General features: G+C 70.7%; 12 protein-coding genes. 7 read left to right on the top strand and 5 right to left on the bottom strand.

What is annotated here, in order from left to right:
* Window positions 1-43 precede the first annotated feature (43 nt).
* The 4 genes from GVV86_RS05845 to GVV86_RS05830 are packed head-to-tail and all read left to right on the top strand — an operon-like array spanning window position 44 to window position 7,758.
* Window positions 44-4,597, top strand: a complete 4,554-nt coding sequence (locus tag GVV86_RS05845) for an FtsK/SpoIIIE domain-containing protein (RefSeq protein WP_159801975.1) — start codon at window positions 44-46, stop codon at window positions 4,595-4,597.
* Entirely contained in the window at window positions 4,598-6,760 is a 2,163-nt protein-coding gene (locus tag GVV86_RS18850) for a hypothetical protein (protein ID WP_159801972.1), read from the top strand. It begins immediately after the preceding gene.
* Window positions 6,761-6,812: 52 nt separating this feature from the next.
* On the top strand, window positions 6,813-7,103 hold the full coding sequence (locus GVV86_RS05835; RefSeq protein WP_159617337.1) for a hypothetical protein: 291 nt from the start codon (window positions 6,813-6,815) through the stop codon (window positions 7,101-7,103).
* 34 nt (window positions 7,104-7,137) lie between these two features.
* Window positions 7,138-7,758, top strand: coding sequence for a hypothetical protein (locus tag GVV86_RS05830; protein WP_159617336.1), 621 nt, complete (start codon window positions 7,138-7,140; stop codon window positions 7,756-7,758).
* 18 nt (window positions 7,759-7,776) lie between these two features.
* Here GVV86_RS05830 and GVV86_RS05825 read toward each other — a convergent pair whose 3' ends face one another.
* Genes GVV86_RS05825 through GVV86_RS05815 form a run of 3 tightly spaced genes read right to left on the bottom strand, consistent with a single transcriptional unit; the run spans window position 7,777 to window position 10,274 of the window.
* Window positions 7,777-8,430 carry a cyclase family protein gene (locus tag GVV86_RS05825; RefSeq protein ID WP_159617335.1) on the bottom strand — a complete coding sequence of 218 codons (654 nt, stop codon included), beginning with the start codon at window positions 8,428-8,430 and terminating at the stop codon, window positions 7,777-7,779.
* Complete coding sequence (locus GVV86_RS05820) at window positions 8,417-9,850, bottom strand: purine-cytosine permease family protein (RefSeq protein ID WP_159801969.1); 1,434 nt, start codon at window positions 9,848-9,850, stop codon at window positions 8,417-8,419. The genes GVV86_RS05825 and GVV86_RS05820 overlap by 14 nt, the downstream gene beginning before the upstream one ends.
* A 4-nt stretch (window positions 9,851-9,854) precedes the next feature.
* Window positions 9,855-10,274, bottom strand: a complete 420-nt coding sequence (locus GVV86_RS05815) for a YybH family protein (protein WP_159801966.1) — start codon at window positions 10,272-10,274, stop codon at window positions 9,855-9,857.
* Between the two features lie 227 nt (window positions 10,275-10,501).
* Between GVV86_RS05815 and GVV86_RS05810 the strand changes: the two genes are divergently transcribed.
* Window positions 10,502-11,539, top strand: coding sequence for a PHP domain-containing protein (locus tag GVV86_RS05810; protein ID WP_159617332.1), 1,038 nt, complete (start codon window positions 10,502-10,504; stop codon window positions 11,537-11,539).
* 49 nt (window positions 11,540-11,588) lie between these two features.
* Here the strand turns inward: GVV86_RS05810 and GVV86_RS05805 are convergent, their stop codons facing one another.
* Together GVV86_RS05805 and GVV86_RS05800 are read right to left on the bottom strand one after the other, a co-directional pair.
* Window positions 11,589-12,767 carry an acyl-CoA dehydrogenase family protein gene (locus GVV86_RS05805; RefSeq protein ID WP_159617331.1) on the bottom strand — a complete coding sequence of 393 codons (1,179 nt, stop codon included), beginning with the start codon at window positions 12,765-12,767 and terminating at the stop codon, window positions 11,589-11,591.
* Window positions 12,768-12,821: 54 nt separating this feature from the next.
* Window positions 12,822-14,150: a uracil-xanthine permease family protein gene (locus GVV86_RS05800; RefSeq protein WP_159801964.1), complete on the bottom strand. Its 1,329-nt coding sequence runs from the start codon at window positions 14,148-14,150 to the stop codon at window positions 12,822-12,824.
* A gap of 102 nt (window positions 14,151-14,252) precedes the next feature.
* Between GVV86_RS05800 and GVV86_RS05795 the strand changes: the two genes are divergently transcribed.
* Window positions 14,253-15,236 (top strand): SDR family NAD(P)-dependent oxidoreductase, encoded by a 984-nt coding sequence (locus GVV86_RS05795; protein WP_159801961.1) that lies wholly within the window; start codon window positions 14,253-14,255, stop codon window positions 15,234-15,236.
* Window positions 15,233-16,621: an aldehyde dehydrogenase family protein gene (locus GVV86_RS05790; protein WP_201291370.1), complete on the top strand. Its 1,389-nt coding sequence runs from the start codon at window positions 15,233-15,235 to the stop codon at window positions 16,619-16,621. Before GVV86_RS05795 ends, GVV86_RS05790 begins: the two co-directional genes overlap by 4 nt.
* The last annotated feature ends 110 nt before the right edge of the window (window positions 16,622-16,731 follow it).

The raw sequence follows: 16,731 nt of genomic DNA, 5'->3' as shown, positions 1-16,731 counted from the left end.
CGGCCTCCCGATCCGCACCGACCCGCCCCGACAGAGAGACTCCATGCGCTTCGCCGTCACCGCCTTCCAGCCGTCCTCGGTTGTCCCCATCCCGCTTGAGGTGGACGCCGATCCGACGACGCCGGTGGGAAGCCTCACAGCGGCGATGGCCGAGGAGCTTGGAGGCCCTTCCCAGGGCCCACTCTTCGCGGGCGGGTCGATGCTCGATCCCGTCCAGACCCTGGCCGGTGCCGGTCTTTACGACGGCATCGCCCTCGGCCTTGGAGGCCCCGCGCCCGACGAGGCCACCTCTCCCGGCCTCGTCGAGGTCCGGATCGTCGGTGGGCAGGACGCCGGGGTCACCTACCGGCTCGCGGCCGGCCACTACGACGTGGGCTCCGGGCAGCACTCCCTCATCCGAACTCCGGGAGGCAGCGACATCGCTGCCTCCATCATCGTTCAGGCCTCCGGCGCTGCCCGGGTATCCGCACGCACCACCGGCGTCGAACTTTCGGGGGATCCGCTGGCACCCGGTGCCGAGGCGGCATGGGACCAGGGCACCCTGCTCTCCATCGACGGGCTGCTGCTCGACGTCGCTTCCCGCACGCTGCGCGTCGCCTCGGTCAGCGTGGCCGACGACGGCCTGGGACGCGAGTTCAACCGGCCGCCGCGGCTGCGCCACACTCCGCCGGCCACCCGGTTCCGGCTTCCCCGCAAGCCCGGGGAGCCTCCCCGCAACGCCATCCCGCTGCTGCCCCTGGTGCTGATTCCCATTGTGGCCTCGCTGCTGACGGTGGTCATCACCGGCAACTGGCGGTTCATCCTGTTCGGCCTGCTGTCCCCGGTCGCCGCCCTGCTGAGCCGCAGCGGCAACCGCAAGAGCCAGCTGCAGGACCATGAGCGGCGGGTCACCGACTACCGGGAGACCACCGAACGGATCGGAGAGGACATATCCGCGGCGGTGCTCCTCGAACAGCGCATCCTCCGCTCGGTGCACCCCGACCCCGCGGCGCTGCTCGCAATGGCGGCAACGCCCACCGACCGGCTCTGGGAGCGGCGGCGCTCCGACATCGACTTCCTCGTCCTGCGCGCCGGAACCGGAAGCGTGCCCTCAAGCATCCTTGTCGAGGACGCCAACGAGGACGAGCACCGGCGGGCGACCTCGCCCCGCCTGGCCGAGGTGCCGGTGACGGTGGACCTGCAGGCGGCCGGTGTCACCGGGATCGCCGGCGGATCCGACCCGGCATGCTGGCTCGTGGCCGAGGCCGCGGTCCTTCACAGCCCCAACGACCTCGACCTCTACATCCTGACGGGCGGCAAACCCGATTCCGCACCCACATGGGACTGGACCCGCTGGCTGCCGCACGTGCGGCGCGAGGGACAGCCCGGAGCATTCCACCTCGGAACCACCGCCGACTCCACCGCCCGTCGGGTGGCCGAACTCGTTCAGCTCGTTGAGGCACGCCAGGCGGCCCGGACCGGTGCGCAGGACCCTGCCACCGACGAAAACCGGATCCTTGTCGTGCTCGACGGGGCCCGGCGCCTGCGCTTCCTGCCCGGTATCGTCACCCTGCTCCGCGAGGGACCGGGCGTCGGCGTCTTTTTCCTCTGCATCGACCGCGAGGCGGAGCGGCTGCCCGAGGAGTGCTCGGTCGTTCTATCGGTAGGCGAGGACGGCCGCGGCGAGGTGCTCGGCGCGGACGGAACCGCCCAGACGATCCGCGCCGACGCGCCCCGCCCCGCCTGGTATGAGACGGTGGCACGCAGCCTGGCGCCCCTGCGCGCCGTCGGCGACAGCGACGGCACTGTGCTGCCCAAGGCCGTCCGGCTCGTCGACCTGCTTGGCCTGTCAGACTCAGTCGCCGACGAGGTCGCCGGACGGTGGCTGCTCTCGGCCCGGAGCACCCAGGCCCGGCTCGGGGTAGGGCTCGACGGTGCCTTCGTCGTCGACCTCGAACGGGACGGCCCCCACGGCCTCGTGGCCGGGACGACGGGCTCCGGAAAATCGGAACTGCTCCAGAGCCTCGTTGCATCGCTCGCCGTGGCGAACCGGCCCGACGAGATGAACTTTGTCCTCGTCGACTACAAGGGCGGCAGCGCCTTCGCCGAATGCGCCGACCTGCCGCACACCGTCGGCATGGTCACCGACCTCGACACCCACCTCGTCGAGCGGGCCCTGACCTCCCTCAACTCGGAGCTGCGCCGGCGCGAACACCTGCTGGCCGACGCCGGGGCCAAGGACCTCCCGGACTACCTTGACCGGCGCAGCGTCGACCCTTCCCTTCCCGCCCTGCCGCGCCTGGTCATCGTGATCGACGAATTCGCGTCAATGGTCCGCGAGCTTCCCGACTTCGTCAGCGGCATGGTCAACCTCGCCCAGCGGGGCCGGTCGCTCGGACTTCACCTCATCCTGGCGACCCAGCGCCCCTCCGGGGCGGTCTCGGCCGACATCCGCGCCAACACGACCCTGCGCATCGCCCTGCGCACCACCGACGCCTCGGAAAGCCGCGACATCATCGATGCCCCGGACAGTGCAACCCTCTCGCCGTCCACTCCGGGACGGGCCTTCGCTCGGATGAGCGCCGCGGTCCTCCTGCCGTTCCAGGCCGCCCGCGTGGGCGGTCGCCGGGCCTCGGCCCGCCCGGCCGGTGCCGCCGCGGTGGCGGCAGCCGCGGTCGGAAGGGTTCCCTGGGCGGAACTGGGTGACGGCATTCCTCCGCTGGCTCCCCCCGCCCCGGGGGTCGGCCACCCCGGGGCCTCCGCGGGCACCGCGGGGACGGGTGGGGCCTCCGCGGCCACAGCGGGGGCTGGCGGGGCCTCCGGTGGCGCCGACCCGTCGTCGGCCGGTGAACTGACCACCGACATGGCGTTCCTCGCCGACGCGCTGACGCGGGCCGCCGGCCAGCTGGGGATCGCTCCGCCGTCCCGGCCGTGGCTGCCGCCCCTTCCCCAGCGGATCGAACTGGCAGGGGACACCGCGGCCCCTTCCCGGGGAGCCGGACGCACCGATGCCTCCCTCGCCCCGGCGGTCTGGGGCCTCATCGACGATCCGCAGCTCCAGCAGCAGCTGCCGCTGCAGTTCGACCTCGACACCATGGGGCACCTCCACCTGATCGGTGCGCCGCAAAGCGGACGCTCCCAGGCCCTTCGGACGCTCGCCGCGGCCATCGCCACGGCCGTGAGCACGAAGGACGCCCACCTCTACGGGATCGACTGCGGGACCGGCGCGCTCAACGCGCTGACCGACCTGCCGCACGTCGGGGCGGTGATCGACCACCGCTCCCCGGAACGGCTCGGACGCCTGATCACGCGGCTGACCGACGAACTCCACTCCCGCCAGCGGATGCTCGGCGCCCGCGGCGTCTCCGACCTCCACGAACTCCGCAGCCAGCTGCCCGAGGAGGAGCGGCCGCCCCACCTTGTCGTCCTGGTCGACCGATTCGAAGTGTTCGACCGCGAATACGCCAACTACGACAACGGGTCTCTCCTCGAGCGCCTCACCACCATCCTGCGTGACGGAACCGCCGTCGGGCTGCACCTCGTCCTCGCCGGAGACCGTTCGCTTGCCTCGAGCCGCTATGCCGGCACCACCGAGGAGAAACTCGTCCTCCGGCTCAACGACTCCGCCGACTGGTCGATGGTGGGGATCCGCCCAAAGGCCGTGCCCGAGAACATGCCGCCGGGCCGCGCCCTGCGCCCGAGGGACGGTGGAGAGGTCCAGATCGGCGTCCTCCCGGCGCTCCAGGGTGCCGAAGAGGTCAGCGGTGCCGCCCAGGCACTGGCCCTCGAGCAGCTGGGGTCCCGCCTGCGGGAACGCGACCGGAATGTCCCGGACGGGATGCGCCCGCGTCCGCTTCGAGCCCTGCCCGACCGCATCAGCTACGCGGAGGCCGGTGCGCGGGCCGCCACGGCTCTTACGCCCGACCGGATCCTGGTCGGCCTGGGCGGCGACGACCTGGTCCCGCTCGGTCCCGACCTCGGTGATACGCCCACCTTCCTTGTCGCCGGGCCGCCCAAGAGCGGCCGCAGCACGGCGCTGCTCACCATGGCCCTGGAGGCGCTGCGGCGCGGCGACGGCATCGTGGTCATCGCGCCCCGGCGCAGCCCGCTGCGCGCCCTGGAGGGACACCCAGGCGTGGCGGCGGTGCTCGTCGATCCGGAAACCTCGTCAGCAGACCTCCGCCAGGCCCTCTCCCAGGTTCCCCAGGAGCGCGGGATGCTGATCATCGACGACGCGGAGATGGTGCTTTCCAACAACTTCTCCGCGGATGTCCAGGCTCTGGCGCGCGGCGCCGCCGGGGAGGGCTGGGCGGTCCTCGCAGGAGGCAACGCAGAGGCCCTCGGCAACGCGATCGGGGGATGGGTCGCCCTCGCGAGGCGGAACCGGCAGGGGCTGCTTTTGGCCCCGCAGTCGATCGCCGACGGCGAACTGATCGGCGTTCGGCTCGGCCGCGGCGTCGTGGGCACCCCGACGACCTCCGGGCGGGGCCTCCTTCATCTTGGCGACGGGCAGCTCATCGCCGTGCAGGTTCCCGAAACCAACGCGCCAACCACCCCCGAACCGATTCCCGCTTTTCCGCCTGCCGGCCCGGCCGGTACTACAAGAGAGGACACATAGATGCCACGCCGTCATGTCAATGGCTTCGAGGTATTGGGCCTCGACGCCGACCCCGCCCCCGGGGACCCCGAGGCCCTGCTGGGGAAGCTCGTCCCCACGTACACCAGCCTGGGCGACGACGCCGCCGCCGCAGCCGACGTCCTCACCAGCCAGGAAGTGACCGAGGGGCGCGGAGAGGCGATGGAGAAGCTGAGGGAGGTGGTCGGCACGAAGTATCCGGAGAAGCTGCGCAAGGCGGCGACGTCCTTCCGGGAGGCGGCGGAGGCCTACTCGGCCTACGCCCGGACGCTTTCCGAGACCCAGGGCGAGATCGACCGCGCCATGGACCAGGCGCTGCCCGTCGCGACCCTGGCGGCGGAAGCTCCGCCCCAGCCCGCCCCGGACGCCAGCGCCGATGACCGCCGTGCAGCCCAGCAGCGCGGAGCACAGATCGACGACGCACGCGGCGTGCTCACCGGAGCCCGGAGGCTGGCCGCCGACGCCAAGGCACTGCGCGAGCAGGCCGCTGGGAAACTGCGCGACGAGCTCGAGCACGTCACCGTGGTGCCCGCCCGCAGCCTGTTCCAGAAGTTCCTCGAATGGTTCAAGAACAACCCCGTACTCCAGATCATCCTGGGCATCGTGGTCGGCATCGTCAGCATCTTCTTCCCCATCGTCGGATTCGCCCTGGGGGCGCTCACCTTCGGGCTTCTCACAGCGTTCAATACCCTGGCCACGGGCAAGCTCGACGTCGGCGCGCTCGTGGTCGGATTCCTGACCCTCGGATTCGGCGGAGGCATGGCCGCCATCCGCCTGATCCCTTCGATAGGGGCGAAGGTGGGCAGCGCGACCTCCAGTGCAGGCCGGTTCCTGACGTCGCTGCCTGGCCCCATCGGGCCCGGCCTCCGCTCGACCGGAGACTTCCTCCGCAACTCGCCGGTGCTCAAGAAGGCCCTGCTGGGGTCAACCGAAGGTTTCGTGCCGGGAGCTGTAATCAACTCGATCGGTGGTGCGATCAACGCCAAGGACGGCACACCGTTCAACGCCGCGGTGATCTTCAGCGGTGCGCTCGCCGGTGGCTTTGCCGGTGGCGCCGGCGGGGCGCTGGCCACCCGCTTCGGCCCGGGGCTCAACTCGGTCTTCGGCAAGACGGGCTCTTCCACTCCGCCGGCGACGAGGAGCGCGCCGCCCGGAGAGGCGGCGCCTGCGCCTACCTCTGCTCCAGCCCCAGCCCCAGCCCCAGCCCCAGCCCCAGCCCCAGCCCCTGCCCCTGGCCCTGCCCCTGCCCCTGCCCCTGCCCCTGGCCCTGCCCCTGCCCCTGCCCCTGCCCCTGGCCCTGCCCCTGCCCCTGCCCCTACCCCTGCCCCTGGCCCTGCCCCTGCCCCTGCCCCTACCCCTGCCCCTGCCCCTACCCCTGCCCCTGCCCCTGCCCCTGCCCCTGGCCCTGCCCCTACCCCTGCCCCTACCCCTGCATCTGCCACTGCCCCAGCCCCCGCACCGGCGGCCGCCACGCCTGTCACCACCCCGGCGCCGTCCCGGCCCGCCACGCCCGAGGTCCAGCCAGCACCGGGATCGCCCGCCCCGTCGCGTCCTGGCTCGCCGGCGTCCTCCACGGAGTCGGATTTCCAGACGGCGCCGTCGAGCCCTGTAACCGGCACGCCGGGTCCGTCGCGCCCTGCGTCTCCTGCGCCTTCCAATGAGTCGGAGTTTCAGACGGCGCCGTCGAGCCCTGTAACCGGCACTCCGGCCCCTGCTCCGGTTCCGGCTCCGGCTCCGGCTCCGGCCCCCGCTCCGCCTCCGGCCCCCGCTCCGGCTCCGGCCCCCGCTCCGGCTCCGGCCCCCGCTCCGGCTCCGGCCCCCGCTCCCGCTCCGGCCCCCGCTCCGGCCCCCGCTCCGCCTCCGGCTCCGGCCCCGGCGCCCGCACCTGCGGCGCCCGCGAACCCGGTCCCCGGCCCTTCCACCGTGGACAAGGCGGCCAACAGCACCGTCATCGGCGTCTCGGTCGGCGCCGACGGCGGAACCAAGGTCCTGGTCACCGAGCGCCAGAACTCTGAGAAGCACGGAGGGCAACTCGTGGGCCAGGAAGCCACAGGAGGCCAGGCTGGCCTCGCCGCAGGAAGCCCGACCAACCGGACCGAACCCATCACCAAGGGCCCGGGCGGCATCGGACGGGTCGGCCGATGACCCGACTTCACCCCGCGGGCCCCGACGCCCGACCCACGAAAGGGAAATCCCAATGACACACATCACGGTGCCCCTGGAAGAGCTCGAGGAGGCTGCCAGGGACCTCGACAATGTTCTATCCCTGCTGGAGAACGGCACCCGTCAGCTCGACCTCGAACAGATGCTGGGCAACGCCCCCGACGTGATGGGCGCGGCACGGACGTTCGACCGCCGGTGGTCGGACGGCCGGAAACAGCTGATCGGCGAAGGCCAAAAGATCCGGGACAAGATCCGGGAGGCCACCAAAGCCTTCGTGGACACCGACAACCACCTCGCCGAGGCACTCGACCAGGACCGGAAATGACGAATCCCAGCACCACGACGCGGAAGTTGACCTAATGCCAAGCTTTGATCTGCCCACCCGCCCCGGCCGCTTCGCGGTCGCCGTGCCGGAGCACTGGGCCACCTTCGACGTCGCCCGCGAGCAGTTGGTGACCGCATGGCGGTCGGCGATGGCCGGTGCGGATTCAGCGCAGGAGCGACTCCAGATCGACGAGTTTTTCGCCCACGCCAAGCGGGTGACGTCGGCCGCACGGAAGGCCGGGGCGCTGTGGGGCGCCGGCACGGCGACCGTGTACGACGACGGCTTCTTCGTCGGGCAGGTGATGCTGTTCGCGGTCACGGCGCCGGATCCGGCCACCTTCACCACACCGGCGATGTCGGCGGCGCTCGGCGGCGGACGCGGCGCGGGGAACGCGGCCGACCTCCCGCCGCGCACGGTCACCGCCGTCCGGCTGGCGGACGGGACGGTGGCGACCCGCGTCTGCGGGCAGGAGGAGGTGCAGGCGACCGATGCCCAGCGCGTGCGCGTCCTGGTCTCCCACACCTTCGTTCCGGTTCCGGGAACGGGCGACGAGTTCATCCTGATCACCGGACTGTCCCCAAACCTCGCGCTTGAGGAAGAGGTGCTCGACCTCTTCGACGCCATCGCCGGGACCTTCCGCTTCCTCCCGGCCTGATTCCACCGGGCCGGGGCCTCAGTGTCCGGACAGGTCCAAAGCCACCGCGCGCACCGGCGACCCGTCCATGCCTGCCAGCGGCAGGGGCAGGGCCGAGACCAGCGGATCCTCCCAGGTGACGGCCGCGAGGTTCGTGAGGTTTTCGATGATCACGCCGCCGGCGCCCAGGAAGGCCGTGTGGAACGGCAGCCGGCCCCCGTTGGCGAGGGTCGGGTCGGGGTTGAGCGTGTCGACGCCGACCACCGAGACCCCGGCGGCCAGGAGCGCTTCGGCGATCTCGGGGGAGAGGACCGGGTGCGCGAGGTAGTCCGCGGTGCCGAAGTGTTGCGACCACCCGGTCTCGAAGAGCACGATGGAGCCGGACTGGAGCCCCCGGAGCCCGGCCTCGACGTCGGCCCACCGCAGGTGCTGATGGGGTTTCAGGCCTGGGCATCTCACGATCCTCGCCGTGGCCACCAGCCGTTCCACGGCGATCCGGTCCACCGGGGCGCCGCCGGCGATGGAGTGGAGCGGCGCGTCGATGTGGGTGCCGGTGTGGGTGCCGGCGTGCACGCTCGCGACCTGGAAGCCGTCCTCGGCCAGTGTGGCCACTGGAGTCAGGGTGACCTCCGGGTCGCCCGGGTACACCTGCATGCCGGTGACCACAGGCTGCGAGAGATCAACGACCCGCACGGGGCTCCTGCTCCTGGGACGGGACCAGGTCGAGGAGGTGCTTATCGATGGGAGTTCCCCGTTCCATCCGGCCAGTGACCGCCGCGAGGCCCAGGTACAGCAGGGCCGAGAGAACGAAGGTCGGGATGGTGGCGCCGATCGGGCTCGACAGGGAGTAGGTGAGGATCAGGGACAACGCCGCACCGACCGCCCACACGACGACGGCGGCGATATTGACTCCCTTGGAAAACCAGTAGTCGCCCCCGTTGGCGCGGAGGATGTCCGTGCCGTAGTGGCGCCGGCGCACGAGGTAGTAATCAACGATCATCACCGCGAACACCGGGATGAACAAGGAGCTGATCAGCACCAGGAAGGAAGTGAACTGGTTCAGCAGCGCCAGCCAGGTGGAGCCGAGGATCGAGATCACGCCAAGGACCAGGGCGGTGGGCAGGAAGGTGACCCGGCGCGAGGGCGCCATGTTCACGACCGACGACACCATGCCGTAGACAACCATGGTGTTGGTGGCCATGACCGAGAGGAAGATGACGATGGCCAGCGGGGCCCCGAAGGCCGCGACGATGACTGTGGGGTCAAACGGCACCGCTTCGCCGCCGTTGAGGACGACGTAGGCGATCGCCGTGGCTCCCAGCGTCATGGCGAGGACGGTGGAGAGGGTGTAACCGATCGCTGAGCCAACGATTCCCGCCGTCGAGGACTTCGCCAGGCGGTTGAACTCCGCCGAGAGCACCGTCCAGGAGATCGCCGTCGCGATCACCACGTCGAGCACCGCGACCCCCGACCAGCCGGCCTCCGGGTCAACCGGGGTGGTCAGAAAGTCGGACGGCGTGAAGGTGGTGAAGGCCGAGACGAAGATGAAGCCCATGAAGGCGAGGATCACCAGCGCCAGCCACGGTTCAACCCGGGCGATGCCCGCGTGGCCGAAGATCGCCAGGCACACTACGAGGAGCTGGCAGAGCACGGAAAACAGGACGGGGTTGGAGAAGCCGGTGGCCTGCTCCACGAGGAAGTTCACCGTCACTCCGGCCAGCATCGCCTGGACCCAGCTCCAGCCCATCAGGATGATGACGTTCGCCGCCACCGGCAGGAAGGAACCGCGCAGCCCGAACGAGCCCTTGGTCAGGGACATGGTGGGCAGCCCGGTCCGGGTTCCCATGTTGCCGATCAGCACCAGGACCGCTCCGCCGATGAGCGTTCCGAGCAGAATCATGCCGACGGCCAGGGGCCAGCTGACGCCGGGGACGAACAGCGTTCCGGTCAGCAGGGTCGTCACCACCAGGTTGGCGGCAAGCCAGATCATCCCGATGCGGCCTGTGTCGAGGGTGCCCCGGAGCGGGCCGTAACCCTCGGAGTTCTTCTCGAGGTGATTCGACAGCCGGGTGTACGCGGAGGTCCTGGACTGGGTGGGCTGCTCGGTCGCCATGGGGCTAGCTCGCTTCCGGAAGGGGTGAGTCGGCGGGCAGGGAGGAAAGGTGCTCATGGACGGCCGTGACGGATCCGCCCGAGCGGTGGAAGACGATGGTCTCGCGCTCGCGGGTGGTCTCTCCGGGTCCGTCCCCTGTCCGGGTGACCGTTTCGACGTCGTGGGTGAAGACGGCGGTGGGACCGAGAAGCTGGATGCGCGGATTGCTGCTGGTGCAGGAGACCACCCGCCAGCCGTCCTCCAGCCAGCTGTTCCACAGCGACTCGTAGGCGGCGCGGTTCTCAAGGCGGCGGGCCTCGGTATGGAAGACGAAGGTCGCATCCTCGGCGAACGCGGCGAAATAACGGGCAGTATCGGTTGCGGCGAAAGCGTCGACGAGCCGCTCCGCTGCGCGTTCAATCTCGTCGAGGGTTACCTTTTCCATAGCCATCCCTGGGAAGGCAGCGCACCCCAGCCCCCAGCCTGGTTGCTCCGCAGTAAACAATTGTTTACTTGATAATGCGTGATCCCCGTTACAGTGTCAACGGGTTTTTTCTATCCTGAGTGGGAAGGACCCCAGTGCAACGATCCGGCCCGCGCCCTGCCCCGGCGGCAGGGATTGCGTCCGCCCGGTGGCAGACCGCGCCCGGGGGCGTGGTGCAGGATGTTGCCATGGATGCCACCGATGCGCTCAACGAGATCGCTTTCTGGCTTGAGCGGGAATCCGCTCCCTCCTTCAAGGTTCAGGCCTTCCGCAAAGCGGCCGCGGTCATCGCCGGGCTCAGCCGCGACGAGCTGGCCGAACGCATCGGCAATGGGCGGCTGAAGCGGACCAAGGGGATCGGGGAGCGGACCTTCGAGGTGATCCGGGAGGCCGTCGAGGGCGGCGTTCCCAACTATCTGGCGGGCCTGCGCGAGCGCGGCACCAGGCCGCTCGCCGAAGGCGGCGCGGAAATCAGCGCCGCCCTGCGCGGCGACCTGCACAGCCACAGTGAATGGTCCGACGGCGGATCGCCCATCGAGGTGATGGTTGCGGCGGCCCGCCTGCTCGGCCGGGAGTACCTCGCCCTGACGGACCACTCGCCGGGCCTCACCATCGCGAACGGGCTGAGCACCGAGCGGCTTAGGAACCAGCTCGACGTCGTGGCGGCCGTCAATGACGGCAGCGACGGGTTCCGCCTGCTCACCGGCATCGAGGTTGACATCCTCGAGGACGGCGGCCTCGACCAGGCGCCGGAGGTGCTCGAGGGGCTCGACATCGTGGTGGCGAGCGTGCACTCCAAGCTCCGCTCCGACCGCGGCACCATGACCCGGCGGATGCTCGGGGCAATCGCCAACCCGCAGACGAACGTGCTCGGTCACTGCACCGGGCGCCTCGTGCAGGGCTCGAGGGGCACCCGTCCCGAATCGGAGTTCGACGCGGCGCGGGTCTTCGCCGCCTGCGCCGAGAACGACGTGGCCGTGGAGATCAATTCCCGGCTTGAGCGCCAGGACCCACCGGACCGGCTCATCCGGCTCGCGCTCGACGCGGGATGCCTCTTCAGCATCGACAGCGACGCCCACGCACCCGGCCAGCTGGACTACCTTCAGTACGGGGCGGAGCGGGCCGAACGGAACGGCGTGCCCGCAGAGCGGATCATCACCACCTGGCCTCTCGACCGGCTGCTGGAGTGGGCGGGAAAGGGCACGACGGCGGCGGCCGGAGGCTGATCTGCCGTCCGCCAGACTGGGAGGCCTGTCCGGCGGAAGACGGGCCTGCCTACCGGAAGGCCGGGATGCCGGTGAGGTGCTGGCCCAGGATCAGCGTGTGGACTTCGTCGGTGCCCTCGTAGGTGCGCACGCTCTCGAGGTTGTTGGCGTGGCGCAGCGGTGAATGGTCGAGCGTGATGCCGTTGCCGCCGAGGATGGCGCGGGCCTCCCGGGCGACGGCAAGGGCCTCCCGGACATTGTTGAGTTTTCCCACCGAGATCTGGTGCGGCTTCAGGGCTCCGGCGTCGCGAAGCCGCCCGAGCTGCAGCGCCAGCAGGGTTCCCTTGGTGATCTCAAGGGCCATGTTCACGAGCTTCTCCTGGGTGAGCTGGTAGGCGGCCAGCGGCTTGCCGAACTGCAGCCGCTCCCGGGAGTAGTTAAGCGCCGCCAGGTAGCTGTCGCGCGCCGCCCCCATTGCACCCCACGCGATGCCGTACCGCGCGTCGTTGAGGCATTCGAACGGGCCCCGGAGGCCCCGGGCGGCGGGCAGCAGTGCCTCGGCTGGCAGCCGGACGTCCGTCAGTTCGACGTCGCACTGGATGGAGGCGCGCATTGAGAGCTTTTGGGGAATCTCGGTGGCCCGGAATCCCGGGGTGTCGGTGGGCACGAGGAAGCCGCGGATGCCGTCGTCGGTCTGCGCCCACACCACGGCCACCTGAGCGATGCTCGCCAGCCCGATCCAGCGCTTGGTTCCGTTGAGCACCCAGTCGCCGCCGTCCCGGCGGGCGTTGGTCAGCATGCTCGCCGGGTCGGATCCGCCGCCGGGTTCGGTGAGCGCGAAGCAGCCGATCACGCTGCCTGCGGCCATGCGGGGAAGCCACTGGTTCTTCTGCTCCTCGGAGCCGTGCCGGACGATGGCGCCCATGGCCAGGGAACCCTGGACGCTGAGGAAGGTGCGCAGGCCCGAGTCGCCGGCCTCGACCTCGAGGGCCGCCAGCCCGTACTCGACGGCGCTGCGTCCCGCACAGCCGTAGCCCTCGATGTGCATGCCGAGCAGCCCAAGGTCGGCCATCGGCGCAACGATGTCGAGCGGAAACTCCCCGGTGTCGTACCACCGGGCGATGTTTGGCCGGATCTCCGCGTCGACGAAGGCGCGGACCCTGCCCCGCAGCGCCACCTCCCCGGCGGAGAGGAGGGAGTCGATGCCGAGAAGGTCGGTGGGATCGGGAGTCTCCGGGGCCGGCGTCATTCCCTTACTGTACGCAGTGCCCAGGTGCGGGTGCCGGAGGGCTGGGCGTGCTGCTCAGCCCAGTTTCGAGGGTTTGGTTCCGGTGTCGGCGGCCTCTGGCTCACCGGGCCCCGCGACGTGCTCGCTGCCGCGCACCCGGGCGATGGCGGTCATGCCGTGGAAGATCAGCAGTGCGGCGGCGGTGCCGAGCGCGATGCCCGCGAAGGTCAGGTCCCCGACCGTCCAGGTGAAGTCGGCGATGCCGATCACCAGCGCCACGCCGGCGGTGGAGAGGTTGATGGGGTTGGAGAAGTTGACCTGGTTGGAGACCCAGATCCGCACGCCGAGGATCCCGATCATGCCGTACAGCACCACCCCGGCCCCGCCGAGGACGCCCGGGGGGACGGTGGCGATGAGCGCCCCGAACTTGGGGAAGAGGCTCAGCAGCACGGCCACGATGCCGGCCACCCAGTACGCGGCGGTCGAGTAAACGCGCGAGGCGGCCATCACCCCGATGTTCTCCGCGTAGGTGGTGGTGCCGGAGCCGCCGCCGGCACCGGCGATCATGGTCGCGACGCCGTCGGCCATCAGGGCCCGGCCGGTCACCGGGTCGAGGTCACGCCCGGTCATGGCGGCCACCGACTTCACGTGGCCGATGTTCTCGGCAACCAGGACCAGCACCACCGGAAGGAACAGGCCGACGACGGACAGGTGGAAGGTGGGCGCCGAGAACTCGGGCAACCCGATCCAGGCGGCGTCGCCGATCGCAGCAAAGTCGACCTCGCCGCGCAGCATGGCCACCAAATACCCGGCGAGCACGCCGATCAGGATGGACAGGCGCCCCAGGATGCCCCGGAACAGCACGGTGACCAGCAGGATGGCGAGGATCGTCACGACCGCGGTCACCGGCCCCTGCTCAACGCTGTTCTTCGCCGTCGGGGCGAGGTTGAGCCCGATCAGGGCGACAATTGAACCGGTGACGACCGGGGGCATCGCGGCCTGGATCCAGCGCGAGCCTGCACGGTGCACGATGAAGCCGATCACCGCCAGCAGTGCGCCGGCCATCACGATGCCGCCGAGCGCCCCGGCAGGCCCGTGCTGCGCCTGGGCCGCGGCGATGGGCGCGATAAAGGCGAAGCTCGAGCCGAGGTAGCTGGGCACCCGCCCCGCGGTGATGACCAGGAACAGGATCGTGCCGATGCCCGAGAACAGCAGCGTCGTCGACGGCGGGAAGCCGGTGATGAGGGGCACCAGGAAGGTGGCACCGAACATGGCGACGACGTGCTGTGCCCCGATGCCGATGGTGCGCGGCCAGCTCAGGCGCTCATCGGGGGCCACATAGGCGCCCGGGGTGACGTTCTTGCCGTCCCCGTGCAGGGTCCAGCCGGTTCCAAGCGCGCTCATGGCGATGCCTTCCAGGGAGGGGGAGTCTGGGGAAATCCTATCTCCCGGCGGTTGGCACCGTGTTACGTTGCAGTCCTGACGATTGCAGGAGGACATAAACCAATGGGGTTGAGCAGCCGGGCCCGGGCCCTGCGACACGGGGTAGGGCACCGAGGCACCCGGGCGCCGGGGGCGCCCCGCCCGACGGCAACGGACAGCGCGGCCTTCACGGCCCGCGGCCGCACGGTGCTGGTGACCGGGGCCGCCATGGGGATGGGCCGGCTGTATGCCGAACGGGCCGTGCGCGAGGGTGCCGCCGCCGTCGTGCTGTGGGATGTGGACGCGGCGGCCCTTGAGGCCACTGCCGCTGCACTGGCCGGATCCGGCACCACGGTCTCCGCCTACCCGGTGGACATCTCCTCCCTGGAGCAGGTGCAGGCCGCCGCGGCGGCGGTCCTCGCCGACGCCGGCGCACCCGAGGTCCTGATCAACAATGCAGGCATCGTGACGGGCAGCTACTTCTGGGAGCACCGTCAGGAGGAGGACATCGCCCGCACCCTCCAGGTCAACGCCCTCGCGCCGATGCACATCACCCGCGAATTCCTGCCGGCCATGATCGGGCGCGGCACCCCGGCACGGATCCTCAATGTGGCCTCGGCCTCGGGAACGCTCTCGGTGCCGCGGATGAGCGTCTACACCGCCTCGAAGTGGGCGGTGATCGGCTGGAGCGACTCACTGCGCCTCGAACTCCTCGCGGCCGGGCACGCCGGAATCCGGGTCACCACCCTGATCCCCAGCTACATCCGCACCCCCATGTTCGCCGGAGTGAGCGCCCCGCTGCTCACTCCGCTGCTCGAGCCCGGCGCGGTGGTGGACCGCGCATGGCAGGCGATGCTCGAGGGCCGCCCCCGCCTCCAGCTGCCCTGGACCGTGGCGCTGGGCAGCGCGCTGCGCGGGGTGCTGCCCCAGCCCGTGTGGGACCTCGTGGCCGGGCGGATCTTCGGAGTGTACCGCTCAATGGACACCTTCACCGGGCGCCCGCCGTCAACCCCGCCACCCGCCGAAACCTCCGCCGGAACCTCCGCCGCGGCAGAGGCATTCCGGTGACCGCCGGGACTGTCCGGGCAACCGCTGGGACCGTCGTCGGGCGGCTGCGCGGCACCTTCGAGGAAGGCACGACGCGCCCCCTGGTGTGGCGCCGGCAGCAGCTGCGCGCCCTGATGCGGATGCTCGCCGAACGGGCCGAGGACTTTACCACTGCGCTCGCCGCCGACCTGGGCAAGAGCCCGACCGAAAGCTTCATCTCCGAGCTGGCCGTGGTCCGCGCCGAAGCGAAGCACGCCGTGAGGCACCTCCCGGCCTGGGCCGCCCCGGTGCGGGTTCCGGTGCCCGTCGGTCTGCGTCCGGCCTCCGCTAGTGTGACCGCCCAGCCGCTGGGCGTAGCCCTGATCATTGCCCCGTGGAACTACCCGGCGCAGCTCGTCCTTGCCCCGCTCGTCGGCGCGCTCGCCGCCGGGAACTGCGCGGTGCTCAAGCCGAGCGAGCTGGCGCCGGCCACCTCGAAGGTGCTGGCGCGCCTGGTGCCCCAGTACCTTGACCCGGACGCCGTCGCCGTGGTCGAAGGGGGTCCAGAGGTCACGACGGAGCTGCTGGAGCAGCGGTTCGACACCATCTTCTTTACCGGGGGAGAGCGGGTGGGGCGGATCGTGGCCGAAGCCGCCGCCCGGAACCTCACCCCGGTAACCCTTGAACTTGGCGGAAAGTCGCCGGCCGTGGTGATTGACGGCGACCTCGACGCCGCGGCCCGACGACTGGTCCAGGGGAAGTTCCTCAATGCGGGCCAGACCTGCGTGGCCCCCGACTATGTCCTGACCACGCCCGCGCTCCAGCCGGCGCTGGTCCAGGCCCTGCGCCGGGCGCTCAAGGAGTTCTACGGCGAGGATCCCTCCAGCTCTGCGGACTACGGCCGCATCGTCAACGCCGGGCACTTCGACCGGCTCACCGCCCTCCTGCATGACGGTACGGTGAAAGTTGGCGGCCGGCACGACCGCGCCACCCGGTACCTTGAGCCGACCCTGCTGACCGGGGTGTCACCGAATTCGGCGCTCATGCAGGAGGAAATCTTCGGCCCCCTCCTGCCCGTTTTGACGGTGCCGGATCTCACCTCCGCCGTCCGGTTCATCACGGACCGCCCGACCCCGCTGGCGGCGTACCTGTTCAGCAACAGTCCCGAGCGGCGCACCGCGTTCGAGAACGCGGTCCGGGCCGGCGGGATCACCCACAACGCGTGCCTGGTGCAGCTCGCCGTGCCGGGGCTGCCCTTCGGCGGCGTAGGCGCCAGCGGCTCCGGCAGCTACCACGGTCAGCAGGGCTTCGACACCTTCAGCCAGCACCGGCCGGTGTTCACCAAGGACACCCGCCCCGATACGCTCCGGGTCGCCTATCCGCCGTTCGGCCCGCTGAAGCGACTGCTGCTGCGCCGGCTGATCTAACGCGGCAGGAGCGTGCGGGGGATGACAAGCGAGCGTGCAGCTCACCACCCTTTGAGGTTCCGAAAGCGTGGTGAGCTGCAGTTTCGCGAGAGGCGGGCGCGCCTGACCGG

This window comes from Arthrobacter zhaoguopingii (assembly GCF_009828595.1).
Lineage (GTDB): Bacteria > Actinomycetota > Actinomycetes > Actinomycetales > Micrococcaceae > Arthrobacter_D > Arthrobacter_D zhaoguopingii.
This window is presented reverse-complemented; position numbering and strand designations above follow the sequence as displayed.

Coding starts and splice junctions, on each gene's coding strand:
- GVV86_RS05835 (WP_159617337.1), top strand. CDS start 6,813: ATGACACACATCACGGTGCCCCTGGAAGAGCTCGAGGAGGCTGCCAGG.
- GVV86_RS05815 (WP_159801966.1), bottom strand. CDS start 10,274: ATGGAAAAGGTAACCCTCGACGAGATTGAACGCGCAGCGGAGCGGCTC.
- GVV86_RS05845 (WP_159801975.1), top strand. CDS start 44: ATGCGCTTCGCCGTCACCGCCTTCCAGCCGTCCTCGGTTGTCCCCATC.
- GVV86_RS05830 (WP_159617336.1), top strand. CDS start 7,138: ATGCCAAGCTTTGATCTGCCCACCCGCCCCGGCCGCTTCGCGGTCGCC.
- GVV86_RS05810 (WP_159617332.1), top strand. CDS start 10,502: ATGGATGCCACCGATGCGCTCAACGAGATCGCTTTCTGGCTTGAGCGG.
- GVV86_RS05800 (WP_159801964.1), bottom strand. CDS start 14,150: ATGAGCGCGCTTGGAACCGGCTGGACCCTGCACGGGGACGGCAAGAAC.
- GVV86_RS05805 (WP_159617331.1), bottom strand. CDS start 12,767: ATGACGCCGGCCCCGGAGACTCCCGATCCCACCGACCTTCTCGGCATC.
- GVV86_RS05820 (WP_159801969.1), bottom strand. CDS start 9,850: ATGGCGACCGAGCAGCCCACCCAGTCCAGGACCTCCGCGTACACCCGG.
- GVV86_RS05795 (WP_159801961.1), top strand. CDS start 14,253: ATGGGGTTGAGCAGCCGGGCCCGGGCCCTGCGACACGGGGTAGGGCAC.
- GVV86_RS18850 (WP_159801972.1), top strand. CDS start 4,598: ATGCCACGCCGTCATGTCAATGGCTTCGAGGTATTGGGCCTCGACGCC.